Origin of the sequence: Pseudomarimonas arenosa (assembly GCF_014841215.1) — a bacterium.
In the GTDB taxonomy this organism is placed as follows: Bacteria; Pseudomonadota; Gammaproteobacteria; order Xanthomonadales; family Xanthomonadaceae; genus Pseudomarimonas; species Pseudomarimonas arenosa.
In genome coordinates, this window is the sequence record NZ_JACYTR010000007.1 from 1 (window position 1) to 14,548 (window position 14,548).

Here is a 14,548-nt window from a genome sequence, read left to right on the forward strand (position 1 = left end):
TTCCTCACCCGTCCGCCACTCGCCACCCATGGAGCAAGCTCCACTGTGCTGCCGTTCGACTTGCATGTGTTAGGCATGCCGCCAGCGTTCAATCTGAGCCAGGATCAAACTCTTCAGTTAAAACTTACAAGAACCCGAAGGCTCTTTATTCATTTAGCACTGCAGAAGTCCGACCCAAGCGTCGCTGACTACTAAAATCAATTGACTCTTAGGTGTCCAACCCGAAGGTTGAACTCACTCAGCCCGAAGGCTAAGTCTTGGACGTTCTGCAAGATGGACTTCTCACCCATCCGCAGACGCCCGCACAAGTCACCTGCGCACACTGTCAAAGATCTCGCGAATTCGGCCTCAGCGCCTCTTCGCTTTCCGTCGAACGTTTCGTCCAACCGAGCCGCACATCTTACACCGTTTTCCAAGTCCGTCAACATCTTTTTTCGAACTTTTCTTCCCGGCCCGTAGACAGCGACGCGTCTGCGGGGGGCGAATTATGCATAGTTCGATAGCGGTTGTGAATAGGGTGAGCGCGATAAGATTCGCTGTCGATTTCAGGATTTGTTCATGCGTCCTCCAACACAGAGGCATCAAGCAATGAAAGCACTTAGCATAGTGTTTGGTTTTGCCATCACGGCCACGGCAAGCGCATCCACGGCGGGTGACGCGCTGCCCAAAGCGGTTATCGGCTTGGGAGGCGCACACTTCAAAGTGGAGCTGGCGCTCGACGATGCCAGCAGAATGCGCGGGCTCATGTTTCGCGAGTCGATGTCTGAGGACCATGGCATGCTGTTCGTGTTCGATCGCGCAGAGCCTCAGGCCTTTTGGATGCGCAACACGCGCATTCCGCTCGACATCATCTATTTTGGTGCTGATGCGCGGGTCGTCTCCATCAGTGCCGACACTCCGCCATGCAAGACCTCGCAATGCCCGTCTTACCCGAGCGCAGGAGCGGCGCGTTTCGTGGTCGAGTTGAATGCCGGCACTAGCTCGCGCCTGGCACTGACCAAAGGCAGTGCCTTGTGTATAGTCGGGGAAAGCAAGTTCGCAATCCCGTCCTGTGCCTCCGGGCGAGCCAATTGAAGACCAGCACCGCGCCCCCATACTGTTCCTATGGAAGATCGAGTGCCCGCCATGAACGCTGCTGCAGAAACGGATGTCGAACTGGTTCCGGCGCTGGTGGATGTGGCGCGCGACGAGTATCCCGATCTGGATGTGAGCGGGCTGCTGTCGCAGGTCCGCGAGCTGGCGCTGCAAGCGGCTGATCGTTGCTCGAATATCGAATCGACCAGCCAGAAGGTTCAAACGCTGAACCAGTTCCTGTTCGTCGAATGTGGATTCAAGGGCAACCACGACGAGTTCTACGATCCGCGCAACTGCTATATCAATGAGGTCATGGAACGCCGACTGGGCATTCCGATTTCTCTGGCCGTGCTGCAATTGGAGTGCGCCCGCGCATGCGACCTCGCCCTGGAGGGCGTGTCATTCCCCGGGCACTTCCTGGTAAGAGTACCGATGGACGGCGGCCTTCTGGTGATGGATCCATTTCACCGCGGCCGGCCGATGGATGTCGATGAGCTTCGCCAGCGGGCTCGTCCGCACATGGGCGACCGCGACATCGATGATCAACAACTGCTTAACCTACTTTCGCCGGCCAGCAACCGCGCCATCGTTGCCAGAATCCTGCGCAATCTGAAAGGCGTCTATACCGAACAGGAAGATTTCGCTCGTGCGCTGCGTTGCGCCGACCGCCTGATCCGCTTCGATGCGAGCCAAGCCGAGGATTGGCGCGATCGCGGCCTGCTTTATCTGCAGCTCGGTGTCGGCCAGCGCGCTGGGGAAGACTTGGCCCGCTATCTGCAGTTGCGCCCGGATGCCGGTGACGCCGATGCGGTGCGGGAGGCCATGATCGACGCCGCCAAGTCCCGGGTTACTCGACACTAGCCGGTCGCGGCATCAACCCACTTCGACCATTTCAAAGTCTTCCTTGCCGACACCGCAATCCGGGCAGGTCCAGGTGTCCGGTACCTCGTCCCAACGCGTGCCGGGAGCAATACCCTCTTCCGGCAAACCATCGCGCTCGTTGTAAATGAAGCCGCATACCACACACATCCAGGTGCGATACTCGGTGGAGACGGCGATGCTGCTCATGGAGATTCCAGACTGGGACAATGGCGCCGGATTTTCCCATCTGTTGACCAGTTAGCCAACCATGGATCGACCCTGCTCCCGAAAGCTGCCCGCCGGGCTGTACGCAATTACGCCGGAACATCTGTTCGGTGAGGCCCTGTATCGAGCCGTCGCTGTGGTGCTGGGCGCCGGCATCACCGTGTTGCAATATCGACCCAAGAGGGTGGGTGCCGACCAGCGGCGTGCCGACGCCGGTCGCTTGGTAGCGCTGTGCCGCGCGCATGGCGTATGCAGCATCATCAATGATGACCCACAGCTGGCCGCCGAGGCCGGGGCCGATGGCGTACATCTGGGCGAGCACGATGGCTCGATCGCTGCAGCGCGCAAACTGTTGGGCCTGCAGTCGATCATCGGCGTCTCCTGTTATGACGAGTGGCATCGAGTTGAGAGCGCCGTCTCTGAAGGCGCCGACTATCTGGCGCTGGGCGCGTTCTTCCCCAGTCGCAGTAAGCAGACGCAGCGTCGAGCGAGCCTGGAATTGCTGCAACGTACGGCGCGCTTTCCGTTGCCTGTCGTGGCGATTGGCGGCATTCGAGAGGACAATGCGGCGCCCTTGATCGCCGCTGGAGCTCACGGCATCGCGGTGATCGATGCTTTGTGGAGCGCGGACGATCCAGCGGCGAGTGCAGCGGCGTTTGCCCGTCTGTTTGCGCCGCGCTGAGCTGATTCACCTTTCATCAATCTGGAATTCAACATGACCGATAGCAATGCCTCCCTGTTCGCGCGCGCGCTGGAACGACTGCCCGGCGGCGTCAATTCGCCGGTTCGCGCATTCAAATCGGTGGGTGGTCAGCCGTTCTTCGCGGCCCGCGCAGAAGGCGCCTATCTGTGGGATGTGGAGGGCAAGCGCTACATCGACTACATCGGCTCCTGGGGACCGATGATTGCCGGACACGCCCATCCCGAGGTGATCAGCGCGGTCCTGGAAACGGCCAAGGCCGGCCTGTCATTCGGCGTTCCGAATGCACTTGAGGTCGACATGGCCGAAACCCTGTGTCGATTGATCCCCAGTTGCGAAGTGGTCCGCATGGTTAACAGCGGTACCGAGGCAACACTTTCCGCCATTCGACTGGCACGCGGCGCTACCGGGCGCAGCAAGATCGTCAAGTTTGAGGGTTGCTACCACGGCCACGGCGACTCCTTTCTGGTCAAGGCCGGCTCAGGTGCACTCACCCTCGGCCTGCCCGACTCGCCCGGAGTGCCCTCTCCTCTGGCCGACCTCACTTTGACCCTGCCGTTCAATGACTTTGATGCCGCGGCTGCGCTGTTCGAGCAGCAGGGCCAGGAGATTGCCGGACTGATCGTTGAGCCGATCGTCGGCAATGCCAACTGCATTCTGCCGGCCGAAGGCTTCCTGCAGCACCTGCGCCAGCTGTGCTCCGAGCACGGTGCGCTGCTGATTTTTGACGAAGTGATGACCGGGTTTCGAGTAGCCCTGGGCGGTGCGCAGCAGCGCTATGGAGTCAGGCCTGATCTCAGCACTTTCGGCAAGATCATCGGCGGTGGTATGCCGGTGGGCGCATACGGCGGTCGAGCGGACCTGATGCGTCAGATCGCACCGGCTGGGCCGATCTATCAGGCGGGTACGCTGTCGGGCAATCCGGTAGCGATGGCGGCGGGTCTGGCCACGCTGCGCCTGATCCAGCGCGACGGGTTCTACGATCAGCTCGAACAGTCGACCCATTATCTGTGCGACGGTCTGGAAGCGGCTGCGAAACAGGCCGGCATTCCGTTCACCACAACACGTAGTTGCGCCATGTTCGGTCTATACTTCTGCGCTGGCCCGATCGGCAGCTATGCCGACGCCAAGGCCAGCGACGCCGACCGCTTCCGCCAGTTCTTTCACGGCATGCTGGAACAGGGTGTGTACTGGGCACCGTCGGCGTTCGAGGCCGCCTTTCTTTCGGCAGCGCACTCGCGAGCCGACCTCGATTTCACCATAGACGCCGCCGCACGTGTTTTCGGCACGCTCGACTGATGAGCAGACACTGGCCGCCCCCTCCGGCTGAGGCGCAGAACAACTGGCGCGAGAAAACCTATCGGGTGATCTTCGGCCACGACACGCCGGCGGGGCGCGGTTTCGACCTGCTGTTGATGTTGGTGATCCTGCTCAGCATCCTGGTCGCGGTGCTGGACAGTGTGCAGGATCTGCATCAGCGTTTCGGCACCCTGCTGTACGCCCTGGAATGGGGCTTCACCGTGGTGTTCACCATCGAGTACGTGCTGCGACTGTTGATCGTGCGACGCCCGATCCGCTATGCCTTGAGCTTCTACGGCATCATCGATCTGTTGGCTGTGCTGCCGACCTATCTGTCCCTGCTGTTGCCGGGCACGCAGTCGCTGCTGGTGATCCGGGTGCTGCGCCTGCTGCGTATCTTCCGCATCCTCAAGCTGGCCGAGTATCTGCGCGAAGCCGGCGTGCTGATCGCGGCGTTGCGTCGCAGCTGGCGCAAGATTTTTGTGTTTCTGTGCGTGATCCTGAGTCTGGTTACCGTATTCGGTGCCTTGATGTACGTGGTCGAAGGCCCGGAGCACGGATTCACCAGCATTCCCACCGCCATGTATTGGGCGGTGGTGACGGTATCGACGGTGGGCTTCGGCGATATCGCGCCGCAGACGACCCTGGGGCGGATGATCACTTCGGTGCTGATCCTGATTGGCTACGGCATCATTGCCGTGCCGACCGGCATCTATACGGCCGAGCTTACCCAGGGCCTACGCCAGCTCGACGCCAGGACTTGCGAGCAATGCCAGCAGCTGGGTCACAGCGCCGATGCGAAACACTGCCGCCGCTGTGGCGCCGCATTGCCGACCGAATAGCGTCGCTCACCACCCGCCGCGGTTGGACATCGATGCCCAGGGTTCCGCTGCGGGTAGTGGGTCACCGCCCTGCAGCAACTCGATCGAAATCTGATCCGGTGAGCGTACGAAGGCCATCCGCCCGTCGCGCGGCGGCCGATTGATCTCAACACCCTGTTTCATCAGGTGACTGCACAGGGCGTAGATGTCATCTACCCGAAAGGCGAGGTGGCCGAAGTTGCGCGCGCTGCCGTAATCCTCTTCGTCCCAGTTGTGGGTCAGCTCGATTTCTGCTTCGGGGTTGTCAGGCGCACCGAGATAGACCAGGGTGAACCGCCCTTGAGGGTACTCCTTGCGCCGCACCTCGCGCAGCCCCAGACCGTCGCAGTAGAAGCGCAGCGAGGCGTCGAGATCGCGTACCCGAACCATGGCATGCAGATACTTCATGACAACGCTTCATCGAGAAACAGATCGGGTATCAGCCGGGCACCAGCCTTTACTGCGTAGCGCTCAAACTCATCGATGCCGGCTTCGCGCAGGACCTCTTCGTCGATCAGGAACTGGCCGTTAAGTCCGCCGCTGGGCCGACACAGGATGGCGTGCGCGGCGTCGGCCATGATGGCCGGAATGCGGCAGCCGGAGAGATCCACACCCGGAATCATGTTCAGCGCATCGGTGGCGATCACCGTGCGCGGCCACAGCGCGTTGACTGCCACACCCTGCGAGCCCAGTTCGGCAGCCAGCCCCAGGGTGACAAAGCTCATCCCCATCTTGGCCAGGGTGTAGCCGACATGCGGTCCCCACCAGCGAGGATCGAGATTGGGCGGTGGTGCCAAGGTAAGGATGTGAGGGTTGCCGGCCTTCAGCAGATGGGGCAGACAGCGTTGCGCACAAAGGAAACTGCCACGCGCGTTGACCTGCTGCATCAGATCGAAGCGTTTGATCGGCGTTTCGGCGATCCCCTTCAACCAGATCGCACTGGCGTTGTTGACCAGGATGTCGATGCCGCCGAAGCGCTCCACGGTGGCGTCGATCGCCGACTGCACCTGATCCTCCTCGCGAATGTCGCAGCGCAAAGGCAGCGCCTGACCTCCGGCGGCTTCAATCTCGGCGGCAGCCGTGTGAATGGTGCCGGGCAACTTCGGGTTGGGCGCGCTGGATTTCGCCGCAATCGCGATATTCGCGCCGTCACGAGCGGCGCGCAAGGCTATCGCCAAGCCAATGCCGCGCGATGCGCCGGTGATGAAGAGAGTCTTGCCAGCCAAGCTAGCGGTCATGTTCTGTTCCTTCGCGAGCGGCCCTACAGCTTAGCGCGAGGTACTCAGCTAAGCTGCACTCCCTTTGGCTTCTACGCTCAACGTGCCGCGCGCTCAATGCCCCTGCCCTGTGCCCTCCACTGAGCTGCTGCCGCCATGCTGTCGGTAGAGTCGGTAGTTGCCTGGGCCACCCAGCACCCGATACTGGCCGGGGGTCTGGTTTTCCTGATCGCCTTTGTCGATGCTCTGCTGATCGTGGGCGCCGTGGTTCCGGCCATTCCCTTGCTGTTTGCGCTGGGTACGCTGATCGGTCTCAACGTACTGGAACCGATCTCCACCTTGACGTTGGCGGCCTTCGGCGCTTTTTGCGGTGATGGGATTTCATACTTGATCGGCCGTCGCTACGGCACACGACTGTCCGGCATCTGGCCGTTTTCGCGCTATCCAGGGTGGCTGGCCTCAGGCCAGGAGGTGTTTGACCGCCACGGCAGCAAGGGCATATTCATCGGCCGCTTCGTCGGCGCGATTCGACCCTTCGTACCGGCCATCGCCGGCATGCTGCGTCTACCGCCGACACGTTACACATTGGCCAGCGCATTGGCCGCATCGGTCTGGTCGGTCGTCTTTATCGCCCCCGGCTGGCTGTTCGGCAGTGTATGGCAGCAATTGGAGGCTGTGGCAGGCCCCTTGCTGATCATCCTGCTTGGTAGCGCTACCGTGCTGCTGGCCGTGGTCTACCTCGGTCAACGCATCTATCGCTGGGCCGCGCCACGCGGAACGCTATGGGTGGAACGTGCGCTGGCCTGGTCGCGAGCGCACCCTCAGTTCGGGCGACTGACCCGCGGACTGGTCGATCCAACGGCGCCGGAATCCACCAGTCTGGTGTTGCTGGCGCTGATTCTGCTGGCGCTGCTGGCGGGCGCTGGAGTATTGCTACTTAACCAGCAATGGCAGCAGGAGTTCGACCCCAGCTTCTGGCGCAGTCTGCGCAGCCCTTGGTCGGATGTCGTCGTGCAACCGATGCTGTCACTGGCCGATCCGCTGTTGCTCGCCGGACTAGTGAGCACCGGGGTGCTGTGGTCGATTTGGCGGCGCTCGACCCAGGGCATCGCACATTGGCTGGCAGCAGCCGCAGTCGGGCTGCTGATCGACGCCTGCAGCGCCGCACTATGGATCGCCGACGAACGCAGCGCCTGGCACTGGCCACTGCCGGCATGTCTGGCCAGCGTGGGGAGTCTCAGCGCCATCATCGTCGCCCGCGAATCTCGGCAGCGCTATGCCGCCCGCCCCTACATGCTCAGCAGTGCCTGGGTGGCTTTGTACGGCTTTGCACTGCTGTATTTCGGCCTGGCCCAATCGAGCCAGACGGTATTTGGCGTGGCCTTGGGCAGCACCTGGGGCATGGCCCTGGGCATCGCCTATCGCCGCCACAGCCTGGCGGCGCCAGGAATTCCGCGCTTCGCCAAGCTGGCCGGCGTGGCCCTGATGGCGCTGTTCGCATTCACTGTGATCAATGAGTGGTCGGCCACTCGTCACCGCCAGCAGCTGGCTACGCATACGCTGGGCATGGATCGGCCCAGCTGGTGGCAGCCAACGGCCGCCGCCTTGCCCAGCGCGACCGGCAAGCCTCACCCCGGCCCCGAACTGCTTTACGCCGGCCCGCTCGAGTCGTTGCAATCTGCCTTGAATGATGGCGGCTGGTACCAGCTCGGCGCTGCAAAATGGAGCGATCCCCTGCAATTGCTGAATGCCGACCTCAAGCCCAGCGACCTGCCGATCATGCCGCTGGCGCGCGATGGCTATGGCGAACTGGCGCGCTGGGAACGCGTCTCCAGCGAAAGCCGGCGGGAAGTGATGCTGCTCTGGCCAAGCCGCTGGACGCTCGATGACGGCAGACCGGTTTTCCGGTTGCAGGTGGTACCGCATCGACTGGCCAGGTTTCGAGGCGGACTGAGAATCTGGTTGCCGGACCCGGCGTCCGAGATCAACACGCAGAAGACACTGGCCTCACTGGCGCCGCCTCTGCAGGCGCTGCAGACCGCCGCAGACTGGCGGCTGCAACCCACGTCTACTCGCGAGTAAGCTTCGGCACCCACTGCAACAGCATGCTAAGTCGCTGATGCGGGCAGGCACATTGCAGAAGCCCCTGCCGCTGATCATTGTCGAGCGGCAGCAATTCGGCCAAGCGATAGCCGACCCAACAGGCGGAGTCGAACAGCCGTGCCGGCGCCTTGGCATGCTTGCCACCGGCCTGCTCCAGGATCTTGTCGAGCAAGGACGCCAACAGACTGTGCTCGGCGCGAAGGGTACTCGGCTCATCTTCGAACAGGTCGACGTCGGCCACCACCATGCCGGTGTCGCGAATACGCACCTGTTTGACATGGAAGCGCTGCACCCCCTCGACCACGATACCGAGAATGCCTTGTGGGTCGACGTTGAAGTCTACGATCTGTGCGGTGGTGCCGAAGCTGGCGGGGGTCGCGGGAACACCTACTTCGTGACCATCAGCGATCTGACAGACACCAAACACGCGGTTGCCCGCGGTGCAATCACGGACCATCGACAGATAGCGGGGCTCGAACACTCTCAGGCGCAGTTCGCCGCCCGGAAACAGCACGGCATGCAAGGGAAAAAGGGGCAACTCCTTCATGCCTCAAGCCTACGCTGTTTGCATCGAGCTGTCCCGCCATAGCTTGCGCCGCAATCCGACAATGCTAGATTGCGCAGGGTCAGCGCCCCCTCGTGGGCCGACGACGCTCCACACCGTTTCTCAGCTCGGCCAAAGGCCTCGATCAGCACCATGCCGCAATTCGCTCCGCACGGAAGCTCGATTTTCGAGTTTGACAATCAGGTTCTGCTGTTGCGCTCGCGCGGCCCGTTCAATGCCGAACATGTGCGCGCGGTGATGGCCGCCTACGAGAGCGCCGCCGAGCGCATGCGCCAGGGCGGGCCATGGGCCACCATCAATGTGATTTTCGAGTCGATGCTACTCACTGCCGATGGCATCGAGGCGATGGGCGAAAGTGCCCAGCGCTCCCGCGAACTCGGGCGTTGCGCGGCAGCCTACGTCGTGCCGCAGGAGGTCGAAGGGCGCAGCATGATCATTTCTGCGCTGCAAAAAGTGTGTGCGGGGGTGCTGCCGATCGCGTTTTTCACTGAACTGGACGATGCCCGCAGCTGGTGCGCTCAACAGATCGCCGGTGCCCAGGCGTCCCAGCCCGACTGAGCGCCTCAGCTCTTGGTGAGCAGCTCGACCAATCGGCGAGACGCCCCATCGAAACTGCCGTTCGACATTAGCACCACAACATCGCCCGAGCGCAGCTCACCGTGCAGCTCACGAACCAGGGTGTCGACATCGGGCAGCGCCTTGCCTTTGCCGCCGAGCTTGCTGATGCAGGCCTCGGCATTCCAGGGCAACTCCGGGCGGCGCAACATGAAGCTAAGATCGGCCGGCGCCAAGGACTCCGGCAAAGCCGCCGCATGCGCGCCCAGGCGCATTGAATTGCTGCGCGGCTCCAGCACCGCGATCAACCGCGCCTTCGGATGACTGGCACGCAATCCTTCAAGCGTGGTGCGAATGGCGGTCGGATGGTGAGCAAAGTCGTCGTAGACGCGGATCCCGTTGCGATCGAGCAGTCGTTCCAAGCGTCGCTTCGGCGGCTTGAAGCCGGCCAGGGCGTCGGCGGCGGCGTGCACGGTCACGCCAGCCGCATGCGCCGCTGCAATCGCCGCCAGCGCGTTCATCACGTTGTGCCGTCCGAGCAGGGACCAGGAAACCTCGATTTCGGCCAAGCCCTGGTAGCGAACGGCAAACCGCGAACCTGACGGATCGAGCAGGCGCCCGCCCCACTCGACCTGCAGACTATCGTCGATGGCAAAGCGCTCGATCGGCGTCCAGCTGCCATAGCTCAGCACGTCGTCGAGCTCGAAATCCTCGGCATTGACGATCAGACGACCATTGCCGGGGACACAGCGAATCAGGTGATGGAACTGCTGCTTGATCGATGTCAGGTCGGGAAAAATGTCGGCGTGGTCGTACTCGAGGTTGTTCAACACCACTACCCGCGGGCGGTAGTGAACGAACTTCGACCGCTTGTCGAAGAACGCGGTGTCGTATTCATCGGCTTCGACCACAAAGCACTCGCCGTCGCCGGTGCGCGCTGACACGGGAAAGTTGCCTGGCACGCCACCAATCAGGAAACCCGGCGCCTTGCCGGCGTGCTCAAGGATCCAGGCCAACAAACTGCTGGTGGTGGTTTTGCCATGAGTGCCGGCCACGGCCAGCACCTGGCGACCGACCAAAACGTTGTCACGCAGCCACTGCGGCCCCGAGACATAGTCGCGACCGCTGTTGAGCACCGCTTCGATGGCCGGGTTGCCGCGCGACAAAGCGTTACCAATCACCACTTGCTGGCACTCGTCGCTGATGAATTGTGGCTGGTAGCCAACGCGCAGTCTGATTCCGATGCTATTGAGCTGATCGGACATCGGTGGGTAGACGTTCTGGTCGGTACCCTCCACCTCGTGACCAGCTTCCCGGGCCAGGGCGGCGATGCCGCCCATAAAGGTGCCGCAGATACCCATAACATGTAGTTTCATTGCGTTCCCGATTGCAGCCAAAGGCTCGCCGATAACTCCAGGATAAACCAGCCGATGGCGAACAAGGCCGCGGCAAACAAGCGCAGGTCCATGGCGTGGCGCAGGATATGCGCTACCGTCATCAGTCGCCAGGCATTGAGTCCAATCTGCACGAAGAACAGCGCCACATGCAGCGCGCTGGGTTGCTCATTCGGCTGCAGCGGGCCGGCCAGATTCCAGATCAGCACCAGGGGCAGCAAGAGCAGACCAAACACCAGGCCAGTGCCAGCCAGCGCAGCCAGGGTTTGCGCGTAGCGCGCCTGATGGCCGGTCAAATTGAGCAGCAGCCAGGGCAACGCCAGCAGGAAGGCCAGCGAGATCAGGACCACCGCCACTGCCTGTTCGCGCTCGGCCAGATAGACCAGCATGGCGTCGATCAGCACCGACAGCAGCACCATGTTTCGCGCCAGCGCAGGCGAATGCGCCACGTCCTGCGGCGCGCGACGCAGGAAGCAGATATTGATCCACGCGGCCCACGGAATCAGGCTGGACACGGCAACCCGGTCGCAGCTGAACGCCGAGGCGACTGACTACGACTTGGCCTGACCACGAGCCGCGCTGAGTACGCGTTCTGCCACTTCGTCGACACTGCCGACGCCGTAGACGCAGGCCAGCTTGCCCTGCGCGCGGTAGTAGTCAATGACGGGCGCGGTCTGATCGGAATACACGCGCAGGCGATTGCGTACCGAGTCGGGGTTGTCGTCGGCGCGGCCTTCGGCCTCGGCACGACCGGCCAGACGCTGAATCAACAACTCGGTGCCCACATCAAGCTGCACCGCCACATCGACCGGCTGCTTGAGCTTGTCGAGCAGGGCGTCAAGCGCATTGGCCTGGGCCAGATTGCGCGGGTAGCCGTCGAGAATGAAGCCGCCCGTGACGTCATCCTTGCCCAACCGCTCTTCCAGCATTCCCAGCACCAGCTCGTCCGAGACCAGCTCACCGCGCTCCATCACCGCCTTGGCTTTCAAACCCAGCGGGGTACCGGCGGCGACCGCAGCACGCAGCAGATCACCGGTGGAAATATGTGGCACCTCAAGGGCCTGCTTGAGCAATGTGGCCTGGGTTCCCTTGCCCGATCCGGGCGCTCCCAAAAGTACGAGTCGCATGTGCTGATGAATTCCGTAACAAGAAACGGGGCGCGCCCAGGCGGAAGCTTTCGCTACACTCGCGATCGGGACACGGATCGTCCAAACGCTAGCGGTCCGGCCCCCGCAAGTCAATTCGCGCCGCGTTCGGCGCTCGGCAGACCAGGAAGATCGATCATGAGCAAGGGAAAACTGCTATACGCGCAGTCGGGCGGCGTCACCGCCGTCATCAACACCACCGCCGCGGCGGTGATCAGCACCGCACGCCAGCACGGCATCAAGGTTTATGCCGCCCGCAATGGCGTGATCGGAGCCCTTCGCGAGGATCTGATCGACACCGCCAAGGAGTCCGCCAGCGCGATTCGCGGCTTGGCCCATACGCCGGGCGGCGCCTTCGGTTCCTGCCGATTCAAGCTCAAATCGCTGGACACGGACCGCGCCCACTACCAACGACTGATCGAGGTCCTGCGGGCACACGATATCCGCTATTTGCTCTACAACGGCGGCAATGATTCCGCCGATACTTCACTGAAGATCTCCCAGGTCAGTCGCGAACTGGGCTACGAACTGGCCTGCATCGGGGTGCCGAAAACAGTCGACAACGATCTCGCGGTCACCGATTGCTGCCCTGGGTTCGGCTCAGTCGCCAAGTACACCGCCACCTCGGTGCTCGAAGCCAGTCTGGATGTCGCCTCGATGGCCGAGTCGTCTACCAAGGTGTTTGTGATGGAGGTGATGGGGCGACATGCCGGGTGGATTGCCGCCTCCGCTGGACTCGCGCAGCGCGGCGAGGACGACCCACCGCATATCATCCTGTTCCCGGAGATCGCCTTCGACCAAGCCAAGTTCCTGGCCAAGGTCAAAGCCACGGTCGCCAAGGTCGGCTGGTGCACGGTGGTGGTCTCCGAAGGCCTGCATCACGCCGATGGTCGATTCGTAGCCGAGGCTGGCAGCAAGGACGCCTTTGGCCACAGCCAACTCGGCGGGGTCGGGCCGGCAATCGCTGCCCTGGTCAAGGACGAGTTGAAAATGAAGGTGCATTGGGCGGTGCCGGACTATCTGCAGCGCTCGGCACGTCATCTGGCTTCGCAGACCGACCACGACCACGCCTGGGCCGTGGGCGAACAGGCGGTGCATTACGCCCTGGCCGGCAAACACGGCGTGATGCCGGTCATTCGCCGAACCAGCGACGCCCCGTATCGCTGGAAGATCGAGGCGGCGCCGCTGACCAAGGTCGCCAATGCCGAGAAGAAAATGCCGAAGAACTATCTGCGGCGCGACGGCTACGGCATTACCCAGGCCTGTCGGCGTTACCTGGAACCACTGATCCGCGGCGAAGCCGCGCCGCCGTACGGCAAGGATGGCCTACCGTCCTACGTGAAGCTGAAGAACCTGCCCGTGCCTAAGAAACTGCCGGCGTACTCGCTGTAGTGGTGGTGGCCTGCTCGGCTCGGCGTGCGCGGCGGCCGAGAAAGGGCCGCTCGATCAGCCGATACGACAACCATGACAGCAGCAGAACCGGCGGCAGGCTCAGCGCCACGCCGCCCCAGGCCGGCCAGTCGGCCGGCCAGCCCTGGCGCTGCCAGCTGAGCACCGGGTAATGCCAAAGGTACAGGCTGTAGCTGATCATGCCCAGCCAACCCAGGACCCGGCCGGACAAGCGCTGGACCAGCCAGCTGCGAGGAGCTGCCAGGGCGCCGAGAATGCATAAGGCGAAGCCCAGACCGACGCCGGTGTAGTGGCCGTAGACCCAGGGCGCTTGCGCCTGACTGACGAAATCGCCGCGCGAGGCGGCGCCCCAGCACATCAGCAGAACCACGAGCAGCCCAGCCCACAGCCACCCGCGGCCGCGCGTCCGCAGGTTCAGGTAACACCAGGCCGCGGCCATGCCAAGCAGGAACTGATCCAGACGCCCCGGCAACTGGATGATCCAGCGGTACAACGGCACACCGTCGGCGCCCCACCAGTGCAGAGCTGCCACGCACAGCCAGCGAAAGGCAATCACCGCCAGCACCCCCACCAACACCGTGATCAGCACGCTGCGCCGACCGCGAAACGGCAAGGCCAGCAAGGGCAGCAGGATGTAGAAGTCCCACTCCACCGGCAGTGACCAATAGACCGGATTGATCGCCGAATCGTTCTGCCACAGGTTGAAGCTCAGGCTGAAATGCCCGAGCAAGACGCCGCTACCGATTTCCGGACCGCCAGACCACACCGCCAGCGCCAACAACACCAGCAGTTGCGCCCAGTAGGCCGGCAACACGCGTCGCGCGCGGTTGCGCCAGAAGCGCCGCAGATCGACCGACTCGCCGCGCTGGCGCGCGGTAAGAAAGGGCATGCCAAGCAGGAAACCGGACAGCACAAAGAACAAGTCGACGCCAAAATAGCCACAGGCCAGCAGCGGCGTGAGATCGACCCCGACCGGAGAGATCCGTGGTCCGCCGGCAAACTGCCAGGCGTGGTAGAGCAACACCCAAGCCGCGGCGACGCCGCGCAGGCCAGTAATCGCTGGCAGATAGTCCTGTTCCGGCCGCGCAGCCAGCATCGATCGCTCTCCTGTTCGGCGCCGCAAGATCGCCGGGCCGGCAT

At 62.8% G+C, this 14,548-nt stretch carries 16 protein-coding genes and 1 rRNA gene; 8 read left to right on the forward strand and 9 right to left on the reverse strand.

Annotation, left to right across the window (positions count from 1 at the left end; all coding sequences use genetic code 11):
- Positions 1 to 120: ribosomal RNA gene (locus IFO71_RS05025) — 16S ribosomal RNA — on the reverse strand; the annotation flags it as partial.
- Positions 121 to 588: 468 nt separating this feature from the next.
- Here IFO71_RS05025 and IFO71_RS05030 point away from each other — a divergent pair.
- Together IFO71_RS05030 and IFO71_RS05035 are read left to right on the forward strand one after the other, a co-directional pair.
- A complete protein-coding gene (locus IFO71_RS05030; protein WP_192028451.1) occupies positions 589 to 1,074 on the forward strand; it encodes a DUF192 domain-containing protein in 486 nt (161 codons plus the stop codon).
- Positions 1,075 to 1,125: 51 nt separating this feature from the next.
- On the forward strand, positions 1,126 to 1,935 hold the full coding sequence (locus IFO71_RS05035; RefSeq protein ID WP_225444403.1) for a SirB1 family protein: 810 nt from the start codon (positions 1,126 to 1,128) through the stop codon (positions 1,933 to 1,935).
- A gap of 12 nt (positions 1,936 to 1,947) precedes the next feature.
- Here the strand turns inward: IFO71_RS05035 and IFO71_RS05040 are convergent, their stop codons facing one another.
- Entirely contained in the window at positions 1,948 to 2,142 is a 195-nt protein-coding gene (locus IFO71_RS05040; protein ID WP_192028453.1) for a rubredoxin, read from the reverse strand.
- A gap of 61 nt (positions 2,143 to 2,203) precedes the next feature.
- Here IFO71_RS05040 and thiE point away from each other — a divergent pair, with 61 nt between their 5' ends.
- The 3 genes from thiE to IFO71_RS05055 are packed head-to-tail and all read left to right on the forward strand — an operon-like array spanning position 2,204 to position 5,001.
- Positions 2,204 to 2,842, forward strand: a complete 639-nt coding sequence (gene thiE, locus IFO71_RS05045) for a thiamine phosphate synthase (RefSeq protein WP_192028454.1) — start codon at positions 2,204 to 2,206, stop codon at positions 2,840 to 2,842.
- 33 nt (positions 2,843 to 2,875) lie between these two features.
- Positions 2,876 to 4,159, forward strand: coding sequence for a glutamate-1-semialdehyde 2,1-aminomutase (gene hemL, locus IFO71_RS05050; RefSeq protein ID WP_192028455.1), 1,284 nt, complete (start codon positions 2,876 to 2,878; stop codon positions 4,157 to 4,159).
- On the forward strand, positions 4,159 to 5,001 hold the full coding sequence (locus tag IFO71_RS05055; protein WP_192028456.1) for an ion transporter: 843 nt from the start codon (positions 4,159 to 4,161) through the stop codon (positions 4,999 to 5,001). The genes hemL and IFO71_RS05055 overlap by 1 nt, the downstream gene beginning before the upstream one ends.
- 6 nt (positions 5,002 to 5,007) lie before the next feature.
- Here IFO71_RS05055 and IFO71_RS05060 read toward each other — a convergent pair whose 3' ends face one another.
- Positions 5,008 to 5,427: a VOC family protein gene (locus IFO71_RS05060; RefSeq protein ID WP_192028457.1), complete on the reverse strand. Its 420-nt coding sequence runs from the start codon at positions 5,425 to 5,427 to the stop codon at positions 5,008 to 5,010.
- The gene (locus IFO71_RS05065) at positions 5,424 to 6,257 is read right to left on the reverse strand and encodes an SDR family oxidoreductase (RefSeq protein WP_192028458.1); all 834 of its coding nucleotides are present in this window, start codon (positions 6,255 to 6,257) and stop codon (positions 5,424 to 5,426) included. The genes IFO71_RS05060 and IFO71_RS05065 overlap by 4 nt, the downstream gene beginning before the upstream one ends.
- A gap of 135 nt (positions 6,258 to 6,392) precedes the next feature.
- On the opposite strand from IFO71_RS05065, the gene IFO71_RS05070 reads away from it, so the two are divergent.
- Positions 6,393 to 8,318: a DedA family protein gene (locus IFO71_RS05070; protein WP_192028459.1), complete on the forward strand. Its 1,926-nt coding sequence runs from the start codon at positions 6,393 to 6,395 to the stop codon at positions 8,316 to 8,318.
- Here IFO71_RS05070 and IFO71_RS05075 read toward each other — a convergent pair.
- Positions 8,305 to 8,886 carry an LON peptidase substrate-binding domain-containing protein gene (locus IFO71_RS05075; RefSeq protein WP_192028460.1) on the reverse strand — a complete coding sequence of 194 codons (582 nt, stop codon included), beginning with the start codon at positions 8,884 to 8,886 and terminating at the stop codon, positions 8,305 to 8,307. The genes IFO71_RS05070 and IFO71_RS05075 overlap by 14 nt on opposite strands.
- A gap of 150 nt (positions 8,887 to 9,036) precedes the next feature.
- Here IFO71_RS05075 and IFO71_RS05080 point away from each other — a divergent pair, with 150 nt between their 5' ends.
- Positions 9,037 to 9,462 carry a hypothetical protein gene (locus IFO71_RS05080; RefSeq protein WP_192028461.1) on the forward strand — a complete coding sequence of 142 codons (426 nt, stop codon included), beginning with the start codon at positions 9,037 to 9,039 and terminating at the stop codon, positions 9,460 to 9,462.
- Positions 9,463 to 9,467: 5 nt separating this feature from the next.
- Here IFO71_RS05080 and mpl read toward each other — a convergent pair whose 3' ends face one another.
- From mpl to IFO71_RS05095, 3 genes are read right to left on the reverse strand one after another with little or no spacing between them, the layout of a single operon-like run.
- Complete coding sequence (gene mpl, locus IFO71_RS05085) at positions 9,468 to 10,835, reverse strand: UDP-N-acetylmuramate:L-alanyl-gamma-D-glutamyl-meso-diaminopimelate ligase (RefSeq protein WP_192028462.1); 1,368 nt, start codon at positions 10,833 to 10,835, stop codon at positions 9,468 to 9,470.
- Positions 10,832 to 11,368 carry a hypothetical protein gene (locus IFO71_RS05090; RefSeq protein ID WP_192028463.1) on the reverse strand — a complete coding sequence of 179 codons (537 nt, stop codon included), beginning with the start codon at positions 11,366 to 11,368 and terminating at the stop codon, positions 10,832 to 10,834. The genes mpl and IFO71_RS05090 overlap by 4 nt, the downstream gene beginning before the upstream one ends.
- A 36-nt stretch (positions 11,369 to 11,404) precedes the next feature.
- On the reverse strand, positions 11,405 to 11,980 hold the full coding sequence (locus IFO71_RS05095; RefSeq protein ID WP_192028464.1) for an adenylate kinase: 576 nt from the start codon (positions 11,978 to 11,980) through the stop codon (positions 11,405 to 11,407).
- Between the two features lie 156 nt (positions 11,981 to 12,136).
- Here IFO71_RS05095 and IFO71_RS05100 point away from each other — a divergent pair, with 156 nt between their 5' ends.
- Positions 12,137 to 13,390 carry a 6-phosphofructokinase gene (locus IFO71_RS05100; protein ID WP_192028465.1) on the forward strand — a complete coding sequence of 418 codons (1,254 nt, stop codon included), beginning with the start codon at positions 12,137 to 12,139 and terminating at the stop codon, positions 13,388 to 13,390.
- On the opposite strand, the gene IFO71_RS05105 is transcribed toward IFO71_RS05100, so the two are convergent.
- Positions 13,362 to 14,504, reverse strand: coding sequence for an acyltransferase family protein (locus tag IFO71_RS05105; RefSeq protein WP_192028466.1), 1,143 nt, complete (start codon positions 14,502 to 14,504; stop codon positions 13,362 to 13,364). The genes IFO71_RS05100 and IFO71_RS05105 overlap by 29 nt on opposite strands.
- Positions 14,505 to 14,548: the final 44 nt, after the last annotated feature.

What these genes read in the sequence shown, in the direction of transcription:
- IFO71_RS05030 (WP_192028451.1), top strand. Translation starts at nt 589, where the DNA reads ATGAAAGCACTTAGCATAGTGTTTGGTTTTGCCATCACGGCCACGGCA.
- IFO71_RS05035 (WP_225444403.1), top strand. Translation starts at nt 1,126, where the DNA reads ATGAACGCTGCTGCAGAAACGGATGTCGAACTGGTTCCGGCGCTGGTG.
- IFO71_RS05040 (WP_192028453.1), bottom strand. Translation starts at nt 2,142, where the DNA reads ATGAGCAGCATCGCCGTCTCCACCGAGTATCGCACCTGGATGTGTGTG.
- thiE (WP_192028454.1), top strand. Translation starts at nt 2,204, where the DNA reads ATGGATCGACCCTGCTCCCGAAAGCTGCCCGCCGGGCTGTACGCAATT.
- hemL (WP_192028455.1), top strand. Translation starts at nt 2,876, where the DNA reads ATGACCGATAGCAATGCCTCCCTGTTCGCGCGCGCGCTGGAACGACTG.
- IFO71_RS05055 (WP_192028456.1), top strand. Translation starts at nt 4,159, where the DNA reads ATGAGCAGACACTGGCCGCCCCCTCCGGCTGAGGCGCAGAACAACTGG.
- IFO71_RS05060 (WP_192028457.1), bottom strand. Translation starts at nt 5,427, where the DNA reads ATGAAGTATCTGCATGCCATGGTTCGGGTACGCGATCTCGACGCCTCG.
- IFO71_RS05065 (WP_192028458.1), bottom strand. Translation starts at nt 6,257, where the DNA reads ATGACCGCTAGCTTGGCTGGCAAGACTCTCTTCATCACCGGCGCATCG.
- IFO71_RS05070 (WP_192028459.1), top strand. Translation starts at nt 6,393, where the DNA reads ATGCTGTCGGTAGAGTCGGTAGTTGCCTGGGCCACCCAGCACCCGATA.
- IFO71_RS05075 (WP_192028460.1), bottom strand. Translation starts at nt 8,886, where the DNA reads ATGAAGGAGTTGCCCCTTTTTCCCTTGCATGCCGTGCTGTTTCCGGGC.
- IFO71_RS05080 (WP_192028461.1), top strand. Translation starts at nt 9,037, where the DNA reads ATGCCGCAATTCGCTCCGCACGGAAGCTCGATTTTCGAGTTTGACAAT.
- mpl (WP_192028462.1), bottom strand. Translation starts at nt 10,835, where the DNA reads ATGAAACTACATGTTATGGGTATCTGCGGCACCTTTATGGGCGGCATC.
- IFO71_RS05095 (WP_192028464.1), bottom strand. Translation starts at nt 11,980, where the DNA reads ATGCGACTCGTACTTTTGGGAGCGCCCGGATCGGGCAAGGGAACCCAG.
- IFO71_RS05100 (WP_192028465.1), top strand. Translation starts at nt 12,137, where the DNA reads ATGAGCAAGGGAAAACTGCTATACGCGCAGTCGGGCGGCGTCACCGCC.
- IFO71_RS05105 (WP_192028466.1), bottom strand. Translation starts at nt 14,504, where the DNA reads ATGCTGGCTGCGCGGCCGGAACAGGACTATCTGCCAGCGATTACTGGC.